Below are 16,183 nucleotides of genomic sequence, written 5' to 3'. Positions count from 1 at the left end.
CGGTTGCCGAATTGATCTCCTCCTTGAGCTCCACCCTGGGCACCACCGCGCCCCTGAACCACACCCTGAGCCTGCGTGAGCTGGAATCGCTGCTCACCATGCTGTCGCGACCGCGCGCGCTGATCGAGGTCGGCCTGGTGCTGGCCTGCCTGGCGCTGTCCTGGCTGATCGTCTACCGCATCAGCAAGCACGTGACGGCGGCGCCGGGCCACCAGTCGGTGCTGCTGGGCCACCGCGTGTACGACGGCGTGCTCTTCCCGGTCATCGCGCTGCTGCTGGCGCTGGGCGCGCGGCGGCTGATGCCGCTGCTGGGCGAGCCGGTCGCGCTGTTCCGCGTCGTCATCCCGGTGCTGCTGTCGCTGGTGGTGATCCGGCTGGTGGCGCGCGTGCTGCGGGCGACGATGCCCGATTCGATCGGCATCAAGCTTCTGGAGCGCAGCGTCTCCTGGGTCGCCTGGCTGGGATCGATCCTGTGGATCGTGGGCCTGCTGCCCATCCTCATCGACGAGCTCGACGAGTACAAGCTGGGTTTCCTGCCGAAGAACGCCAGAGGCGAGTCGACGACGGTGTACGACCTCCTGGTCGGGGTGCTGCAGGTCGGCGCCATCATGCTGGTGGTGCTGTGGCTGTCCTCGGCGATCGAGTCGCGGCTGCTGCGCGGCAAGTCGGTGATGGACCTGTCGATGCGCAAGATCGCGGTCAACCTGACGCGCACGGCGCTGCTGGTGGTCGGCGCGATGGTGGCGCTGAACATGGTGGGCCTGAACCTGAGCGCCTTGTCCTGGCTGGGTGGCGCGGTCGGCGTGGGCCTGGGCTTCGGCCTGCAGAAGATCGCGGCGAACTATGTGTCGGGATTCATGATCCTGGCCGAGCGCTCGCTGCGCATCGGCGACATGGTCAAGGTCGACAACTTCGAGGGCCGCATCAGCGACATCAAGACCCGCTACACGGTGATCCGCGCGCTCAACGGCCGCGAGGCGATCGTGCCGAACGAATCGCTGATCACGACGCGGGTGGAGAACCTTTCCCTCGCCGATCCGCAGGTCAACGTGACGACCGTCGTCCAGGTGGCCTATGGCACCGATGTCGACGCCTTGTTCCCGCAGCTGATCGAGGAGATCCAGCGCGTGCCGCGGGTGCTGTCCGAGCCGTCGCCGTCGGTGTCGCTGAGCAACTTCGCGGCCGATGGGTTGGAGCTGACGATCGGCTTCTGGATCTCCGACCCGCACAACGGGCAGGGCGGTGTGCGCTCCGACGTGAACCTGGCGGTGCTGCGGCTGCTCAACCGGCTGGGCATCGACATCCCGTTCCCGCAGCGCGTGGTGCGGACGGTGGCCGAAACGCCTGTGGCAGAAGGCCCGGTCGTCGAAGCGCCGGTCGCGGGAGCGTCCGTCGCGCCCGCGGAGAAGTGAACCGCTCGGCGGCCCGCGCTTCGGCGGGCCGATGCCTGGTCGTCGGTCGTAGGCGGCCTAGGTCGCGGTGAAACGGATCACCCGGTTCGAGCCGGGCTTTTCGTCCCGGCGGACCATGGCGTTGCTGGCGGGGGCGGCGGACCAGCGCGCGCGACCGAGCGTCGCGAGGTCCTCGTAGGCGCCCAGCCGCTCGAAGCGCTCGAAGACGAAGGGCAGGCCCTCGCCGGCGTTCGGTGCGCCTTCGTCGCAGACATGCAGGTGCAGGTGGGGACCGGTGGAGTCGCCGCTGAATCCCAGCGCGCCCAGCACCTGGCCCTTGCGGACACGGTCGCCCGGCCGCACCGTCACGCTGCCCGGGCGCAGGTGCTCGTAGAGGACATGCCGACGGTCGGCCAGCGTCAGCACGACGTGGTTGCCCGGCGCGTCGACCAGGGCGTGGCGCGGATTGCCAGCGATCGTGCCAGCCTCCGCCATGCCGTCCCGGGAAGCGCTCACGACGCCATCCGCGACGGCCAGGACCGGCGCGCCGTAGCCGAAGTGGTTGGCCGGTCGACCTGCGTCACCGCGCGCGATGCGGCCGTCCTCGTCGACCTGGACGAAGTCGATGGCATGCCGCCCCGGGATGGTCCAGCGACCGTCCCGCGCGAATCCGACACGACGGTGCCCACGCGGCCATGCCGGGTTGTGGATGGCGACCCAGAGACCGTCCTTCAGCGGCGGGCCGAAGGCGGTTGCCGGCTCGGCGGACACCGCGACGGCCTCGCCGCGCAGCACCTGGCCGTTGGCCAGCGTGAGCGCCGGCAGCAGGCGCGCCGGCAATGGCCGTCCGGGACGCGAGCGCAGTTCGACATAAAGCAGCATCCGCGCGCCATCGATGCGCGCGAGGCGCCGTGCGAGCTCGGCGCCCTCCCAGGTCTCGACGGTCTCGCCGCGATCCGCGTCAACCAGCTGCCACGCCGTCGGCGGCGGCTCGTCGACGGGCCAGTCGACATGGACTTCGCCGACGAGTTCCTCCACGCCTTCGACGCGCACCGGCCCGCCCGGGGCCACCCAATGGGGGAGGAGTGGGGCCTTCTCCGGCCCGCCGTCGAGGGCCGCCGCGCGCGCCAACGGGGCCATGGCCAGCGCCAGGGCGGCACCGGTGAAGGATCGGCGAGGGAGGTGGGCCGGGTGTCGGGCCCACCGTGGGAGGGGATCGTTCATGCCGCGGTGATACGCGGGATGCCGGCGCGACGTGAAGTGCTGGAAGGCACCGCCAGAAATGAAAAAGACCACCCGAGGGTGGTCTTGTCATTGGCGCGAGGGGCGTGCTCAGCCGGCGGCGACCGGGATCTTGATCGCCTTGCCGGAGGCGATGCGCTGCTGCCATTCGGCCGGGCCGGTGATGTGCGCGCTGGTGCCGCCGGCGTCCACCGCCACCGTCACCGGCATGTCGATCACGTCGAACTCGTAGATCGCTTCCATGCCCAGGTCCTCGAAGCCGACGACCTTGGCGTGCTTGATCGCCTTGGACACCAGGTAGGCGGAACCGCCCACCGCCATCAGGTAGGCCGACTTGTGGTTCTTGATCGACTCGATCGCGACCGGGCCGCGTTCGGCCTTGCCGATCATCGCGATCAGGCCGGTCTTCTCCAGCATCATGTCGGTGAACTTGTCCATCCGCGTCGCGGTGGTGGGGCCCGCCGGACCGACCACCTCGTCACGCACCGGGTCGACCGGGCCGACGTAATAGATCACGCGGTTGGTGAAGTCCACCGGCAGCGATTCGCCCTTGGCCAGCATGTCCTGGATCCGCTTGTGCGCGGCGTCGCGGCCGGTCAGCATCTTGCCGTTGAGCAGCAGCGTGTCGCCGGGCTTCCAGCTCGCGACCTCGGCCTTGGTCAGCGTGTTCAGGTCGACGCGCTTGCTCTTGTTGTAGTCCGGCGCCCACTTCACGTCGGGCCACAGGTCCAGGCTGGGCGGCTCCAGGTAGCTCGGGCCGGAGCCGTCGAGCACGAAGTGCGCGTGGCGCGTGGCGGCGCAGTTCGGGATCATCGCGATCGGCTTGGAGGCCGCGTGCGTCGGGTAGGTCTTGATCTTGACGTCCAGCACCGTGGTCAGGCCGCCCAGGCCCTGCGCGCCGATGCCCAGCGCGTTGACCTTCTCGTACAGCTCGATGCGCAGTTCCTCCAGCTTGTTCTGGGGGCCGCGCTCGAGCAGCTCATACATGTCGATGTCGTCCATCAACGCTTCCTTGGCCAGCAGCGCCGCCTTCTCGGCCGTGCCGCCGACGCCGATGCCCAGCATCCCCGGCGGACACCAGCCCGCGCCCATGGTCGGCACGGTCTTGAGCACCCAGTCGACGATGTTCTCGCTCGGGTTGAGCATGTAGACCTTGCTCTTGTTCTCCGAGCCGCCGCCCTTGGCCGCGACGATCACGTCGACGGTGTTGCCGGGCACGACCTCCATGAAGATCACCGCCGGCGTGTTGTCCTTGGTGTTCTTGCGCTCGAAGATCGGATCGCTGAGCACCGAGGCGCGCAGCTTGTTGTCCGGGTGGTTGTAGGCGCGGCGCACGCCCTCGTTGACGGCGTCCTGGATGGAGCCGGGGAAGTCGGCCCAGCGCACGTCCATGCCGATCTTGAGGAAGACGTTGACGATGCCGGTGTCCTGGCAGATCGGACGACGGCCTTCGGCGCACATCTTCGAGTTGGTCAGGATCTGCGCGATGGCGTCCTTGGCGGCCGGGCTCTGTTCGCGCTCATAGGCGCGGGCCAAGTGCTGGATGTAGTCGGCCGGGTGGTAGTAGCTGATGTACTGCAGCGCGGCGGCGACGCTTTCGACGAGGTCGGCGTAACGGATCGTGGTGGTCATGGTGGGGCTCGGGGATCCAGGGACGCGGCGGATTATCCTCCACCGCCCCATTGCCCCGTCGCCGGCAGCGGCTTCCGAGCGGCATGCGCACGGTGCGATCCGCACGCCGGGCCGTCGACCGCCGGTCCGGCGTACCAAGCCCGGGAGCCTCAGCTGCCCGGTGCCGTCGTCCCGCGCGGCTTGACCATGTTGCCGACCTCGCTGGACAGGCGGCGCTTCTCGTCCTCGCTGAGCGCCGGCGCGCATTCGCGCTTGCCCAGCATCGAGCCGGTGCGCTGTTCGCGCTCGCAGACCATCTTCTGGCCGGTCTCGCCCTGGGCCGCGGCGGTCTGCGTGCCGGTGGCGGTGACGCCGTCGCTGGCGCAGGCGGCGAGCGCCAGCAGCGGCGCGGCGACGAACAACAATCGGATCATGTCGTGCTTCCCTCGAGAGTCCGGGATCCGTGTCCCGGGGCTGATGAAGCGCGGGATGCTAGCAACGCGCGCCCGGCCGCATCCTCGGGAGAACGCGACACTCCCTCTTCAGAGGGACGGGCCGCGCACCGGCGATGATGCGGTCTTCACGTGTGCGTTAACTCTTTCACTGGGATGGGTCATCGACGCGTCCCCCTCGCTCTGATTTACTGCCTGGGGCCGCCGATCCGGCGGCTCGTTTTTCGGGAGGAACTTTCTTGACACCGGGACTCAAACGCTTCTTCGCCAGCGAATCGGCCGGCGGCATCGTGCTCGCGATCGCGGCCGTGGCCGCGCTGATCCTGTCCAACTCGCCCTGGCGGGAGCTGTATGCCGCCTTCACCCGCATCGAGGGCGAGGTCCGCATCGGCGGCGACTGGCTGGTGCTTGCCAAGCCGCTGCTGGTCTGGGTGAACGACCTGTGGATGGCGGTGTTCTTCTTCCTCGTCGGCCTGGAGATCAAGCGGGAGTTCGTCAGCGGCGAGCTGGCCGAGCGCTCCCAGGCGGTGCTGCCGATGGTGGCCGCGCTGGGCGGCATGGTCGTGCCGGCGCTGATCTATGCCGGCATCAACCGCGGCGATCCGGTCGCGCTGCACGGCTGGGCGATTCCCGCCGCCACCGACATCGCCTTCGCGATCGGCATCGTCATGCTGCTGGGCAGCCGGGTGCCGGCCTCGCTGAAGGTCTTCCTGACGGCGGTCGCGATCATCGACGACCTCGGCGCCATCGTCGTCATTGCGCTCTTCTACACGAGCCAGCTGTCGCTGGTCATGCTGGGGGCCGCCGCGGCCTGCCTGGCGATCCTCTTCGTGCTCAACCGGGCCCGGGTGACGCGCGCGGACCTCTACATCGTCGTCGGCCTGGTGCTGTGGACCTGCGTGCTCAAGTCGGGCGTGCATGCGACGCTCGCGGGCGTCGCGACCGCGCTGTTCATTCCGTCGGACGACGGCAGCGGCCACTCGCCGGCCGAGGACCTCGAGCACGGCCTGCATCCGTGGGTCGCCTTCCTGATCCTGCCGATGTTCGCGTTCTCCAACGCGGGCGTGTCGCTGCTGGGCCTGCATGCGGGCGACCTGCTGCATCCGGTGTCGCTGGGCATTGCGCTGGGGCTGCTGCTCGGCAAGGCGGTGGGCGTGTTCGGCAGCTCCTGGCTGATGATCCGCTTCGGCCTGGCGCAGCGGCCGGGCGGCGCCGACTGGATCCAGTTCTTCGGCGTCTGCGTGCTCTGCGGCATCGGCTTCACGATGAGCCTGTTCATCGGCGGCCTGGCCTTCGAAGGCCACGGGCCCGACTACGAGACGCGGGTGAAGCTCGGCGTGCTGGGCGGCTCGATCCTGTCCGGCGTGGTGGGCACGCTGATCCTGCTGCGCAGACGCGCCTGAGCGGGCGCTCGCCCAAAAGGAGAGGGAGCCCGCGGGCTCCCTCGTCGCTGATGCCGATCCAGTGCCGATCCGGCGCCGACCCGGCGCCGCGGTGGCGCTCAGTGCTTGTCGCCCGGCGGATGGGTGAGCAGCCGGTCGGTCATCGCGATGGCCAGCGCCGACAGCAGGAAGGCCAGGTGGATGGCCGTCTGCCAGATCAGCGTCTGCTCGGTCAGGTTCTGCACATTGATGAAGGTCTTGAGCAGGTGGATCGAGGAGATGCCGATGATGGCCGTCGCCAGCTTGACCTTCAGCACCGACGCATTGACGTGGTCCAGCCATTCGGGCTGGTCCGGATGGCCCTCCAGATGCAGCCGCGACACGAAGGTCTCGTAGCCGCCCACGATCACCATGATCAGCAGGTTGGAGATCATCACCACGTCGATCAGCGCCAGCACGGCCAGCATGATGATGGTCTCGTTGAGCTTGGTGGGCGCGGTGCCGGCCTTGTAGCCCACGCTGTCCACCAGCAGCCTGAGCGCCTCCTGGTTGCCGAAGGCCGCCTCCACGAGATGGATCAGCTCGGTCCAGAACTGGTAGACGTAGACCGCCTGCGCCAGGATCAGCCCCAGGTACAGCGGCAACTGCAGCCAGCGGCTCCCGAACATCAGGTGGGCGAGCGGGTGCATGCGCTTGGGCGCGGTGTCGGCCGGGGCCTTCGGTCGATCGGTCATCGGGGCAATCCTTCAGGTCGTAACGGGCGGGAACCGCCAAACCGGGCGATTTTAGTGAGAGCATGCCGCTGGTTTCGCGGCCGCGCGCCCGCCGCTCTTCTACAAGAGTAAGCAGATCGTCAGTGTGAAAGCGGAGAGTTCGGCCGAGTTCGAAGATCCCTGCCTGTACGGAGACATAGGCCATGAGCGACAAGATCAGCGACAAGATCTACAACCCCCCCGCAGCCGCCGTCCAGGGCGCGCACGTGTCCGGCATGGCCGCCTACGAGGCGCTGTGCAAGGAAGCCGAGACCGACTACGCCGGCTACTGGGCGCGCCAGGCGCGCGAGCTGCTCAGCTGGAAGCAGCCCTTCACGAAGGTGCTGAACGAGTCGGACGCCCCCTTCTTCAAGTGGTTCGAGGACGGCCGGCTCAACGTGTCCTACAACTGCCTGGACCGCCACGTCGAGGCCGGCCGGGGCGAGCGCGTCGCGATCATCTTCGAGGCCGACGACGGCAGCGTCACCCGCGTCACCTATGCCGAGCTGCTGGCCCGGACGGCGCAGCTGGCCAACGCGCTCAAGGCCCGCGGCGTGAAGAAGGGCGATCGCGTCGTCATCTACATGCCGATGTCGGTCGAAGGCGTGGTGGCGATGCAGGCCTGCGCGCGCATCGGCGCGACGCACTCGGTGGTGTTCGGCGGCTTCTCGGCGCAGTCGCTGCGCGACCGGGTGCAGGACGCCGGCGCGGTGATGGTGCTGACCGCCGACGAGCAGGCCCGTGGCGGCAAGTCGCTGCCGCTCAAGGCCATCGTCGATGACGCGCTGGCCGACAACAGCTGCCCGACGATCCGGTCGGTCCTCGTCTACAAGCGCACTGGCGGCCAGATCGCCTGGGTCGACGGTCGCGACGAATGGCTGCATGACGCGGTGGCCGGCCAGGCCGCGAGCTGCGAACCCGAATGGGTCGAGGCCGAGCATCCGCTGTTCCTGCTCTACACCTCGGGCTCGACCGGCAAGCCCAAGGGCGTGCAGCACAGCACCGGCGGCTACCTGCTGCATGCGGCGCTGACCACCAAGTGGACCTTCGACCTGAAGGACTCCGACATCTTCTGGTGTACCGCCGACATCGGCTGGGTGACCGGCCACACCTACATCACCTACGGGCCGCTGGCGCTGGGCGGCACCGAGATCGTCTTCGAGGGCATCCCGACCTTCCCGGACGCGGGCCGCTTCTGGCAGATGATCCAGAAGCACAAGGTCACGATCTTCTATACCGCGCCGACGGCGATCCGCTCGCTGATCAAGGCGGCCGAGACCAACGAGGCGGTCCATCCGAAGAACTACGACCTGAGCTCGCTGCGGCTGCTGGGCTCGGTGGGCGAGCCGATCAACCCGGCCGCCTGGGAGTGGTACCACCAGCATGTGGGCGGCGGCCGCTGCCCGATCGTGGACACCTTCTGGCAGACGGAGACCGGCGGCCACATGATCACGCCGCTGCCGGGCGCCACCCCGCTGGTGCCGGGCTCCTGCACGCTGCCGTTCCCCGGCATCACCGCGGCCATCGTGGACGAGACCGGCAACGACGTGCCCAACGGGCAGGGCGGCATCCTGGTCGTCAAGAAGCCGTGGCCCTCGATGATCCGCACGATCTGGGGTGATCCGGAGCGCTTCAAGAAGAGCTACTACCCGCCCGAGCTCAAGGGCTACTACCTGGCCGGCGACGGCGCCATCCGCGACGCGGACAACGGCTACTTCACCATCACCGGCCGCATCGACGACGTGCTGAACGTCTCGGGCCACCGCATGGGCACGATGGAGATCGAGTCCGCGCTGGTCAGCTGCACCGAGCTGGTGGCGGAGGCGGCGGTCGTGGGCCGGCCCGACGACACGACCGGCGAGGCGATCTGCGCCTTCGTCGTGCTCAAGCGCCCGCGTCCGAGCGGCGACGAGGCCAAGGCCATCGCCAAGCAGCTGCGCGACTGGGTCGCCAAGGAGATCGGCCCCATCGCCAAGCCCAAGGACATCCGCTTCGGCGACAACCTGCCCAAGACGCGCAGCGGCAAGATCATGCGCCGGCTGCTGCGCTCGGTCGCCAAGGGCGAGAGCGTCACGCAGGACACCTCGACGCTGGAGAATCCGGCGATCCTGGAGCAACTGGGCCAGGCCTACTGAAACCGCTCGCAGCGGCTCGCGCAACCCCGCCTCGGCGGGGTTTTTTCATGGTGCTCGCGCAGACACCTGCATCCGACAGCCGCATGGACGCCCGTCGCGCGGCCCGCATGCGCGGGGCGGTGCGGCTGCAGGGCGCTGGTCTCCGGCAGCGCTTGGCCTTCATGTGGCAGCCAAGGCCTCACCCACACTGGCTCGGGTCGTGGTGCTTGCGCGGTCCATGGGCCAAGAATCGTCGCAGCGCCCCACCGGGGCGGGCCGCGATCCGGCCCGCGCTCAGGGCGGCGCTGGCGCGGCGTCCCCCGGATGCCGATCTCACAGAAGGAGTCGCTTGTGGAGTCTTCGTTCCCGCAGAGGTCCCCGAAACCAATCCGGCGCTGTGCCGCCGCGCTGGCGCAGTTGCTGCGGCTGGCCATCGGCGGCCGGGAGATCCTGATCTCCGTCGGCCTGCGCGGCCGGGTGCGGCTGAACTTCCTGAGAAGACTTCCTGAGAAGAGGGCGGCTGACGGCAGGCGCTGAATGAGACAAGGCCCCGGACGGGGCCTTGTTCATGGCGAGCCGGCTAGGCCCGGCGCGTCGACCTGCGCTGGGTCGGGCATTTCGTCGACCTTCGCTTCGTCGACCTTCACTTCGTCGACATCACCCACTTGGCGAGCTGCTCGGCCTCCGCCGGGCTGACCTGCGCATTGGCCGGCATCGGGACCGGGCCCCAGACGCCGGAGCCGCCCTTGATGATCTTCTCGGACAGCTTCTTCACCGCGTCCTTGTCCTTGGCGTACTTGGCCGCGACGTCCTTGTAGGCGGGGCCGACCAGCTTCTTGTCGACGGCATGGCAGGCCATGCAGTTCTTCTTCTGGGCCAGTTCCTGGCTGGCGAAGGCGCTGGGGGCGGACAGGGCGGCGATCAGGGCCGCGGAGACGAACAAGGCGTTTTTCATGGCATCCTTTCAGATCCTGCCGGGAAGATGCGGAACACCCTCAAGAGAACCCTGCGAGAAGCTCGCGACGTGGGGACCGCTTCCCGGGGGAGCGGCGAGTGGCTGGGGGTGTCCGGGCTCGGGCGATTGTAGTGTTGGGAGCCGTGCCGACCTGGCGCGTGTACGAGGAGAAATGCGATGTGGTTGATCGTGATCGGCGTCTTGTTGATCGCCTTGAAGCTGGCCGAGTTCGGGCCGATCGGTGCGCTGAGCTGGTGGTGGGTGCTGTCGCCCTTCGTGCTGGCGGTGCTGTGGTGGGAGTTCGCCGACAAGTCGGGCTACACCAAGCGCAAGGAGATGGACAAGCTCGATGAGCGCCGGGAGGCGCGCCGCCAGCGCTCGCTCGAGGCGCTCGGCCAGGCGGACAAGCAGCGCAAGCGGCGCTGATCCGGACCGCGGCCGACCGCCGCGACCGGCAATGACAGCGGGGCCCTCGGGCCCCGCTGTCGCATTCATCGCGCCGACCGATGGGCCGGCGCCGGAGCGTTCACTCGAACTTGTCGAGCACCGCGCCCGAGCTCGCGCTCGAGGCGCTCTTGGCGAACTTGGCCAGCACGCCGCGCGTGTAGCGCGGTGCCGGTTTCGTCCACGCGGCCTTGCGGCGCGCCAGTTCGGCATCGTCCACATGCAGCTGCAGCAGCAGCTGGTGCGCGTCGATGGTGATCGAATCGCCTTCGTGGACCAGCGCGATCGTGCCGCCTTCATAGGCTTCCGGCGCGACGTGGCCGACCACCATGCCCCAGGTGCCGCCGGAGAAGCGCCCGTCGGTGATCAGGCCGACGCTCTCGCCCAGGCCCTGGCCGATCAGCGCGCCGGTGGGGGCGAGCATCTCCGGCATGCCGGGGCCGCCCTTGGGGCCGAGGTAGCGCAGCACCATCACGTCGCCGGCCTTGATCTGGCCGGCCATGATCGCGGCCAGCGCCGCCTGCTCGTCGTCGAACACGCGCGCTGGGCCGGTGATGACCGGGTTCTTCAGGCCGGTGATCTTGGCGACGCAGCCCTCGGGCGACAGGTTGCCCTTGAGGATCGCGAGGTGGCCTTCGGCGTAGATCGGGTCCGACACGGCGCGGATCACCTCCTGCTCCGGCGACAGGTCCGGCACGTCGGCCAGGTTCTCGGCGACGGTCTTGCCGGTGATGGTGATGCAGTCGCCGTGCAGCAGGCCGGCCTTGAGCAGCTGCTTCATGACCGCCGGGATGCCGCCGGCCTTGTGCAGGTCCACCGCGAGGAAGCGGCCGCTGGGCTTGAGGTCGCACAGCACCGGGATCTTCTTGCGCATGCGCTCGAAGTCGTCGATGGTCCAGTCCACCTCGGCGGCATGCGCGATGGCCAGGAAGTGCAGCACCGCGTTGGTCGAGCCGCCGGTGGCCATGATCACCGCCACCGCGTTCTCGATCGCCTTTTTCGTGACGATGTCGCGCGGCTTGAGGTTGGCCTTCACCGCCCGGACCAGGTAGTCGGCGGCGCGCTTGGTGTTCTCGACGACCTCGTCCTCGACGTTGGACATGCTCGACGAGTACGGCAGCGACATGCCCAGCGCCTCGAAGGCCGAGCTCATCGTGTTGGCCGTGTACATGCCGCCGCAGGAGCCGCTGCCGGGGATGGCGCGCTTCTCGATCTGGCAGAAGTCTTCCTCGCTCATCTTGCCGGCGCTGAACTGGCCGACGGCCTCGAAGACGCTGACGATGTTGAGGTCCTGGCCCTTGTAGTGGCCGGGCTTGATGGTGCCGCCGTAGATGTAGATCGCCGGCACGTTGGCGCGCAGCATGCCCATCATCCCGCCGGGCATGTTCTTGTCGCAGCCGCCGATGACCATCACGCCATCCAGCCACTGGCCGCCGACGCAGGTCTCGACGCAGTCGGAGATGACCTCGCGCGACACCAGCGAATACTTCATGCCCTCGGTGCCCATGGCCATGCCGTCGGAGATCGTCGGCGTGCCGAAGAGCTGGGCGTTGGCGCCGGCGGCCTTCAGGCCGATGACGGCGGCGTCGGCCAGCTTCTGCAGGCCGGAGTTGCAGGGCGTGATCGTCGAGTGGCCGTTGGCCACGCCGATCATCGGCTTGCCGAAGTCGCTCTCCTGGTAGCCCATGCCGTAATACATGGAGCGGTTGGGCGCGCGCGCGACGCCTTCGGTGATGTTCCGGGAGCGACGATTCGGGGCGTCGTCGGGCGTGGCGTTCTTGGCGTCGGTCATGGCGGACATCCTGGCGGGCAGTGCTTGGAGCGCGCCAGTATGCGCCGCCGGACCATGCGGGTCCAATATATAGTGGACGCCGAATTGATTTGCCGGACATATCGATGATCGAACTCCGTCCGATCCGCCAGTTCCTCGTGCTCGCGGAGGAACTGCACTTCGGCCGCGCCGCCGAGCGGCTGCACATGACCCAGCCGCCGCTGAGCCTGGCGGTGCAGAAGCTGGAGGCGCAGCTGGGCGTGCAGTTGCTCGAGCGCGGGCGGCGGGCCGTCGCGCTGACGGCGGCCGGTCAGGCGCTGGTCGAGGCGGGGACGCGGCTGGTGGAGCAGGCCGACCAGGTGCCGGTGCGGGTTCGGGCGGCGGCCAGCGGCGAGGCCGGATGGCTGAGCCTGGGTTTCGTGTCGACCGTCGGTTACGGCGACATGCCGCGCTGGCTGCGGCTGTTCCGCGAGGCGCTGCCCCAGGTGCAGCTCGCGCTGCGCGAGGCGACGCTGGATGTCCAGCTGCGGGGTTTCGAGTCCGGCGAACTCGATGCCGGCTTCGTGATCCACGCGCCGGGGGCCGAGCCGGCCGGCTTCGAGCGCCTGATCGTGTCGACGGAGCCGCTGGTCCTGGCCCATGCGCAGGACTGGGGGCTGGCCGGCCGGCGCAAGGCGGCCCCCGCGCTGGAGGAGGTCCTGCGCGAGCCGCTGGTGGTGTTCCCGCGCGAGATCGCGCCCTCGCTGTTCGATGCGCTGCTGGGCTTCTACCGCGCCCATGGCGCCACGCCGCAGATCGCCCAGGAGGCCATCCAGATGCAGACCATCGTCAACCTGGTGTCCGCCGGCATGGGCGTGGCCTGGGTGCCGCGATCGGTGTGCGCGCTGCAGCGGCCGGGCGTGCGTTACCGGCCGTGGCCGTCGGCCCGCGTGCCGGCCTGCGACACCAGCCTCATCTGGCGACCGGACGCCTCGCCGGTGGTGCGGCGCTTCGTCGACCATGTCCGGCGTCAGGTGAAAGTCAAGGCATGACCCTGCCGACTGCCGCCCGCCAGGGGCAGGTGCGGCCTGCCGGGGCCGGCGGCGAAGGCGAAGCGGCCGTTCGGCGCGGGGCATGCACGTCCGGCCGAGTTCTGCGACCATGCGCCGATGAAAGGATCTCCTCCCGTGAAAGCTCCCCGCAAGAATGACGATGGCGACCGCCGCGGCCTGCTGCGCCGGGTGGTCGGTGCGATCTGCCTCATCACCGGCTTCTCGATGCTGATGAGCGTGGCCTTCGCGACGCCGGCCCAGGCGGCCGTCTTCAAGGACCATGAGCTGCAGGCGCTGCTCGACGCCGGACGGGCGGACGACCTGGAGAAACTCGCCGCGCAGCGGGTGAAGGCCGATCCGGACGATCCGCAGGCGGTGGCCGCGCTGGCGCTGGCGCAACTGGACCTGGTCGACGGCAGTGTGCTGAAGCAGAACATCCAGCGGCTGGAGCAATGCGTGCAGCGCACGCCCAACGAGGGCGCCTGCCATTACGCGCTCGCGCTCGCGCTGGTGATGCAGGCGCGCGGCGGCAGCAAGTTCAAGGCGCTGGGCTCGCTGGGACGCGTCAGCGAGCTGGCGCAGCGCGCGATGGCCTTGATGCCGGACGCGCCCGAGCCGCGCAGTGCGCTGCAGCAGTACTACCTGGCGCTGCCCGGCTTCATCGGCGGCGGCGAGTCCAAGGCGCGCGCGCTGGAGCAGGACGTGAAGGACCCGGCGCAGCTGAGCCTGATGCGCGCGCGGGTGGCGGCGTCGAAGAAGGACTGGCCGGCGATGGAGAAGGCGCTGCGCGCGGTGCGCACGCAGCGACCCGAGCTGCTGCTCGAGCTGCGCGTGCTGTGGAGCGACTACGGCCGCAACCTGATGTTCAGCGAGCAGAAGGACCGGGCGGTGCCCTGGTTCGAGGAACTGCTCAAGAACCAGCCCAACCAGGCGATGGGCGCCTACGGCCTGGGCCGGGCCTACGACGCGCTGGGGCAGTACGACAAGGCGGTGGCCGCCTTCGAACGCGCCCGCGGTCTGCAGGGCGCCGAGCAGTTGGGGCTGGATCGTCGGCTGGGGGCGACGCTGGCGGCCAAGGGCGACAAGGCGGCCGCGCGCACAGCCCTGCAGCGCTGCGTCGACAACCGCCGCGGCAGCAATGGCGACATCGACGACTGCCGCAAGCAGCTCGCCGCGCTGGGCGGCTGAGCGGGCCGTCGCTGCCCGGCCCTTATGATTCGCGCCTTTGCGGCGCAGTAGAGCTCTCTCATGTTGGTGCATCCCCAGTTCGACGCGGTGGCCTTCCATCTCTGGAAGTGGCCCATCCACTGGTACGGCCTGATGTACCTGGCGGCGTTCGGCCTGTTCCTGTGGCTGGGCAACCGCGTGGTCGCCCGCCCCTGGAACGCCGCCCGCGGCTGGACCCGCCGCGACGTCGACGACCTGCTGTTCTACGGCGTGCTGGGCGTGGTGCTGGGCGGCCGGCTGGGTTACGTGTTCTTCTACAAGCCCGCCTACTACCTGAGCCATCCGGGCGAGATCCTGGCGGTGTGGCAGGGCGGCATGTCCTTCCACGGCGGACTGCTGGGCGTGCTGATCGCGCTGGCGCTCTTCGCGTGGCGGCGCGGGTTCCATTTCCTCGAGGTCGGCGATGTCGTCGCGCCCTGCGTGCCGACCGGACTGGCCGCGGGACGGTTGGGCAACTTCATCAACGGCGAGCTGTGGGGCCGCGCGGCCGATCCCGGCCTGCCCTGGGCGATGGTCTTCCCGCAGGCCAACGACGGCGGCATTCCACGCCACCCGTCGCAGATCTACCAGTTCCTGGGCGAGGGCGTGCTGCTGTTCATCGTGCTGTGGCTGTTCGCGCGCAAGCCGCGACCGATGGCGGCGGTGTCCGGACTGTTCCTGCTCGGTTATGGCGTCGCGCGCTTCACGGCCGAGTACTTCCGCGAACCGGATGCCTTCCTGGGCCTGCGCGCCTTCGGCTGGAGCCAGGGCCAGTGGCTGAGCGTGCCGATGATCGTCGGCGGCGCGCTGATGATGGTCTGGGCCTACCGCCGGCAGGCGCGGCGGGGCGCGGCCCCGGCGCACTGAGCGCCGCGCGGACCAGAGTGCCGCCGGCGATCCGCACACGAGACTTCGAGACATGCGTCAGATCTTCTTCGATACCGAAACCACCGGCCTGAATCCCGAATCGGGCGACCGCGTCGTCGACATCGGCCTGGTGGAGATGGTGAACCGTCAACTGACGGGACGCCATCTGCACTTCTACCTGAACCCCGAGCGCGACATGCCCGAGGAGGCGTTCCGCGTCCACGGGCTGAGCAGCGAGTTCCTCGCCGACAAGCCCAAGTTCGCGCAGATCGTCGATGAATTCCTCGCGTTCATCGAGGGCGCGGAGCTGGTCGCCCACAACGCGGCCTTCGACGTGGGCTTCATCAACGCCGAGCTCAAGCGCTGCGGCCGGCCGCCGCTGCACGAGTGCGTCGACAACGTGCTGGACACGCTGCTGATGGCGCGGGACATGTTCCCGGGCAAGGCCAACTCGCTGGATGCCTTGTGCCGGCGGCTGGAGGTCGACAACAGCAACCGCGGCCTGCACGGCGCGGTGAAGGACGCGGAGCTGCTGGCGGAGGTCTACATCCGGCTGACGCGCGGCCAGGATTCGCTGGTCATCGACGACAGCGCCTCGTCGTCGCCGGGCCAGGGCGGCGAGCTGGTGGTCGCGGCGATCGACTTCAGCGCGTTCGAGCTGCCCGTCATCGCGCCGACGCCGGAAGAACTGGCGCTGCACGACAAGGTGCTGGTCGACCTGGACAAGGCCAGCGGCGGCAAGCGCATCTGGCAGGTGCCGGCGACGGCCTGACCGCGACTGTGGCTCGTGCCGCCTGGCAGAATTTCCTGGCGAGTTCTTGAATCGGGTCAAAAACTCATGGCATAATCTTCGACTTTCCCGGACATCCCCGGCAGCGGCGCAAGCAGCGGTCGAGGAAGGCAAGACCGGGCGGTTAGCTCAGCGGTAGAGCACTGCCTTCACACGGCAGGGGTCGCAGGTTCGA

Annotated in this window: 15 protein-coding genes; 9 read left to right on the top strand and 6 right to left on the bottom strand. The window is 69.0% G+C overall.

Features of this window, described 5'->3' with window-relative positions; translation table 11 throughout:
- The first annotated feature begins 23 nt into the window (after positions 1 to 23).
- Complete coding sequence (locus tag ACTJKJ_RS03420) at positions 24 to 1,412, top strand: mechanosensitive ion channel family protein (RefSeq protein WP_440819608.1); 1,389 nt, start codon at positions 24 to 26, stop codon at positions 1,410 to 1,412.
- Between the two features lie 57 nt (positions 1,413 to 1,469).
- Here ACTJKJ_RS03420 and ACTJKJ_RS03415 read toward each other — a convergent pair whose 3' ends face one another.
- From ACTJKJ_RS03415 to ACTJKJ_RS03405, 3 genes are all read right to left on the bottom strand, one after another.
- On the bottom strand, positions 1,470 to 2,531 hold the full coding sequence (locus ACTJKJ_RS03415; protein WP_440819607.1) for a M23 family metallopeptidase: 1,062 nt from the start codon (positions 2,529 to 2,531) through the stop codon (positions 1,470 to 1,472).
- 192 nt (positions 2,532 to 2,723) lie between these two features.
- Positions 2,724 to 4,265 carry a fumarate hydratase gene (locus ACTJKJ_RS03410; RefSeq protein ID WP_440819606.1) on the bottom strand — a complete coding sequence of 514 codons (1,542 nt, stop codon included), beginning with the start codon at positions 4,263 to 4,265 and terminating at the stop codon, positions 2,724 to 2,726.
- A gap of 149 nt (positions 4,266 to 4,414) precedes the next feature.
- A complete protein-coding gene (locus tag ACTJKJ_RS03405; RefSeq protein ID WP_440819605.1) occupies positions 4,415 to 4,678 on the bottom strand; it encodes a hypothetical protein in 264 nt (87 codons plus the stop codon).
- Between the two features lie 257 nt (positions 4,679 to 4,935).
- Between ACTJKJ_RS03405 and nhaA the strand changes: the two genes are divergently transcribed.
- Positions 4,936 to 6,099 (top strand): Na+/H+ antiporter NhaA, encoded by a 1,164-nt coding sequence (nhaA, locus tag ACTJKJ_RS03400; RefSeq protein WP_440819604.1) that lies wholly within the window; start codon positions 4,936 to 4,938, stop codon positions 6,097 to 6,099.
- 98 nt (positions 6,100 to 6,197) lie between these two features.
- On the opposite strand, the gene ACTJKJ_RS03395 is transcribed toward nhaA, so the two are convergent.
- Positions 6,198 to 6,812, bottom strand: a complete 615-nt coding sequence (locus ACTJKJ_RS03395; RefSeq protein ID WP_091723376.1) for a TIGR00645 family protein — start codon at positions 6,810 to 6,812, stop codon at positions 6,198 to 6,200.
- Positions 6,813 to 6,994: 182 nt separating this feature from the next.
- Here ACTJKJ_RS03395 and acs point away from each other — a divergent pair, with 182 nt between their 5' ends.
- Both acs and ACTJKJ_RS03385 read left to right on the top strand, forming a co-directional pair.
- Positions 6,995 to 8,965 carry an acetate--CoA ligase gene (gene acs / locus ACTJKJ_RS03390; protein ID WP_440819603.1) on the top strand — a complete coding sequence of 657 codons (1,971 nt, stop codon included), beginning with the start codon at positions 6,995 to 6,997 and terminating at the stop codon, positions 8,963 to 8,965.
- Positions 8,966 to 9,268: 303 nt separating this feature from the next.
- On the top strand, positions 9,269 to 9,481 hold the full coding sequence (locus ACTJKJ_RS03385) for a hypothetical protein (RefSeq protein WP_440819602.1): 213 nt from the start codon (positions 9,269 to 9,271) through the stop codon (positions 9,479 to 9,481).
- Between the two features lie 106 nt (positions 9,482 to 9,587).
- Here the strand turns inward: ACTJKJ_RS03385 and ACTJKJ_RS03380 are convergent, their stop codons facing one another.
- Positions 9,588 to 9,899, bottom strand: a complete 312-nt coding sequence (locus ACTJKJ_RS03380; protein ID WP_147241032.1) for a c-type cytochrome — start codon at positions 9,897 to 9,899, stop codon at positions 9,588 to 9,590.
- Positions 9,900 to 10,076: 177 nt separating this feature from the next.
- Between ACTJKJ_RS03380 and ACTJKJ_RS03375 the strand changes: the two genes are divergently transcribed.
- Complete coding sequence (locus ACTJKJ_RS03375; protein WP_091723387.1) at positions 10,077 to 10,325, top strand: TIGR04438 family Trp-rich protein; 249 nt, start codon at positions 10,077 to 10,079, stop codon at positions 10,323 to 10,325.
- 100 nt (positions 10,326 to 10,425) lie between these two features.
- Here the strand turns inward: ACTJKJ_RS03375 and ilvD are convergent, their stop codons facing one another.
- On the bottom strand, positions 10,426 to 12,135 hold the full coding sequence (ilvD, locus tag ACTJKJ_RS03370) for a dihydroxy-acid dehydratase (RefSeq protein ID WP_440819601.1): 1,710 nt from the start codon (positions 12,133 to 12,135) through the stop codon (positions 10,426 to 10,428).
- 104 nt (positions 12,136 to 12,239) lie between these two features.
- Between ilvD and ACTJKJ_RS03365 the strand changes: the two genes are divergently transcribed.
- From ACTJKJ_RS03365 to dnaQ, 4 genes are all read left to right on the top strand, one after another.
- A complete protein-coding gene (locus ACTJKJ_RS03365) occupies positions 12,240 to 13,145 on the top strand; it encodes a LysR family transcriptional regulator (RefSeq protein WP_440819600.1) in 906 nt (301 codons plus the stop codon).
- A 135-nt stretch (positions 13,146 to 13,280) separates the two neighbouring features.
- Positions 13,281 to 14,333 (top strand): tetratricopeptide repeat protein, encoded by a 1,053-nt coding sequence (locus ACTJKJ_RS03360; RefSeq protein WP_440819599.1) that lies wholly within the window; start codon positions 13,281 to 13,283, stop codon positions 14,331 to 14,333.
- Positions 14,334 to 14,393: 60 nt separating this feature from the next.
- Positions 14,394 to 15,218, top strand: a complete 825-nt coding sequence (gene lgt / locus ACTJKJ_RS03355; RefSeq protein WP_440819598.1) for a prolipoprotein diacylglyceryl transferase — start codon at positions 14,394 to 14,396, stop codon at positions 15,216 to 15,218.
- 52 nt (positions 15,219 to 15,270) lie between these two features.
- Positions 15,271 to 15,990, top strand: a complete 720-nt coding sequence (gene dnaQ, locus ACTJKJ_RS03350; protein WP_440819597.1) for a DNA polymerase III subunit epsilon — start codon at positions 15,271 to 15,273, stop codon at positions 15,988 to 15,990.
- Positions 15,991 to 16,183 lie beyond the last annotated feature (193 nt).

The organism is Roseateles sp. 22389, assembly GCF_052044995.1.
In the GTDB taxonomy this organism is placed as follows: Bacteria; Pseudomonadota; Gammaproteobacteria; order Burkholderiales; family Burkholderiaceae_C; genus Roseateles.
Note: the sequence above shows the minus strand (reverse complement) of the source record. Positions and strands in the feature narration are given on the sequence as shown.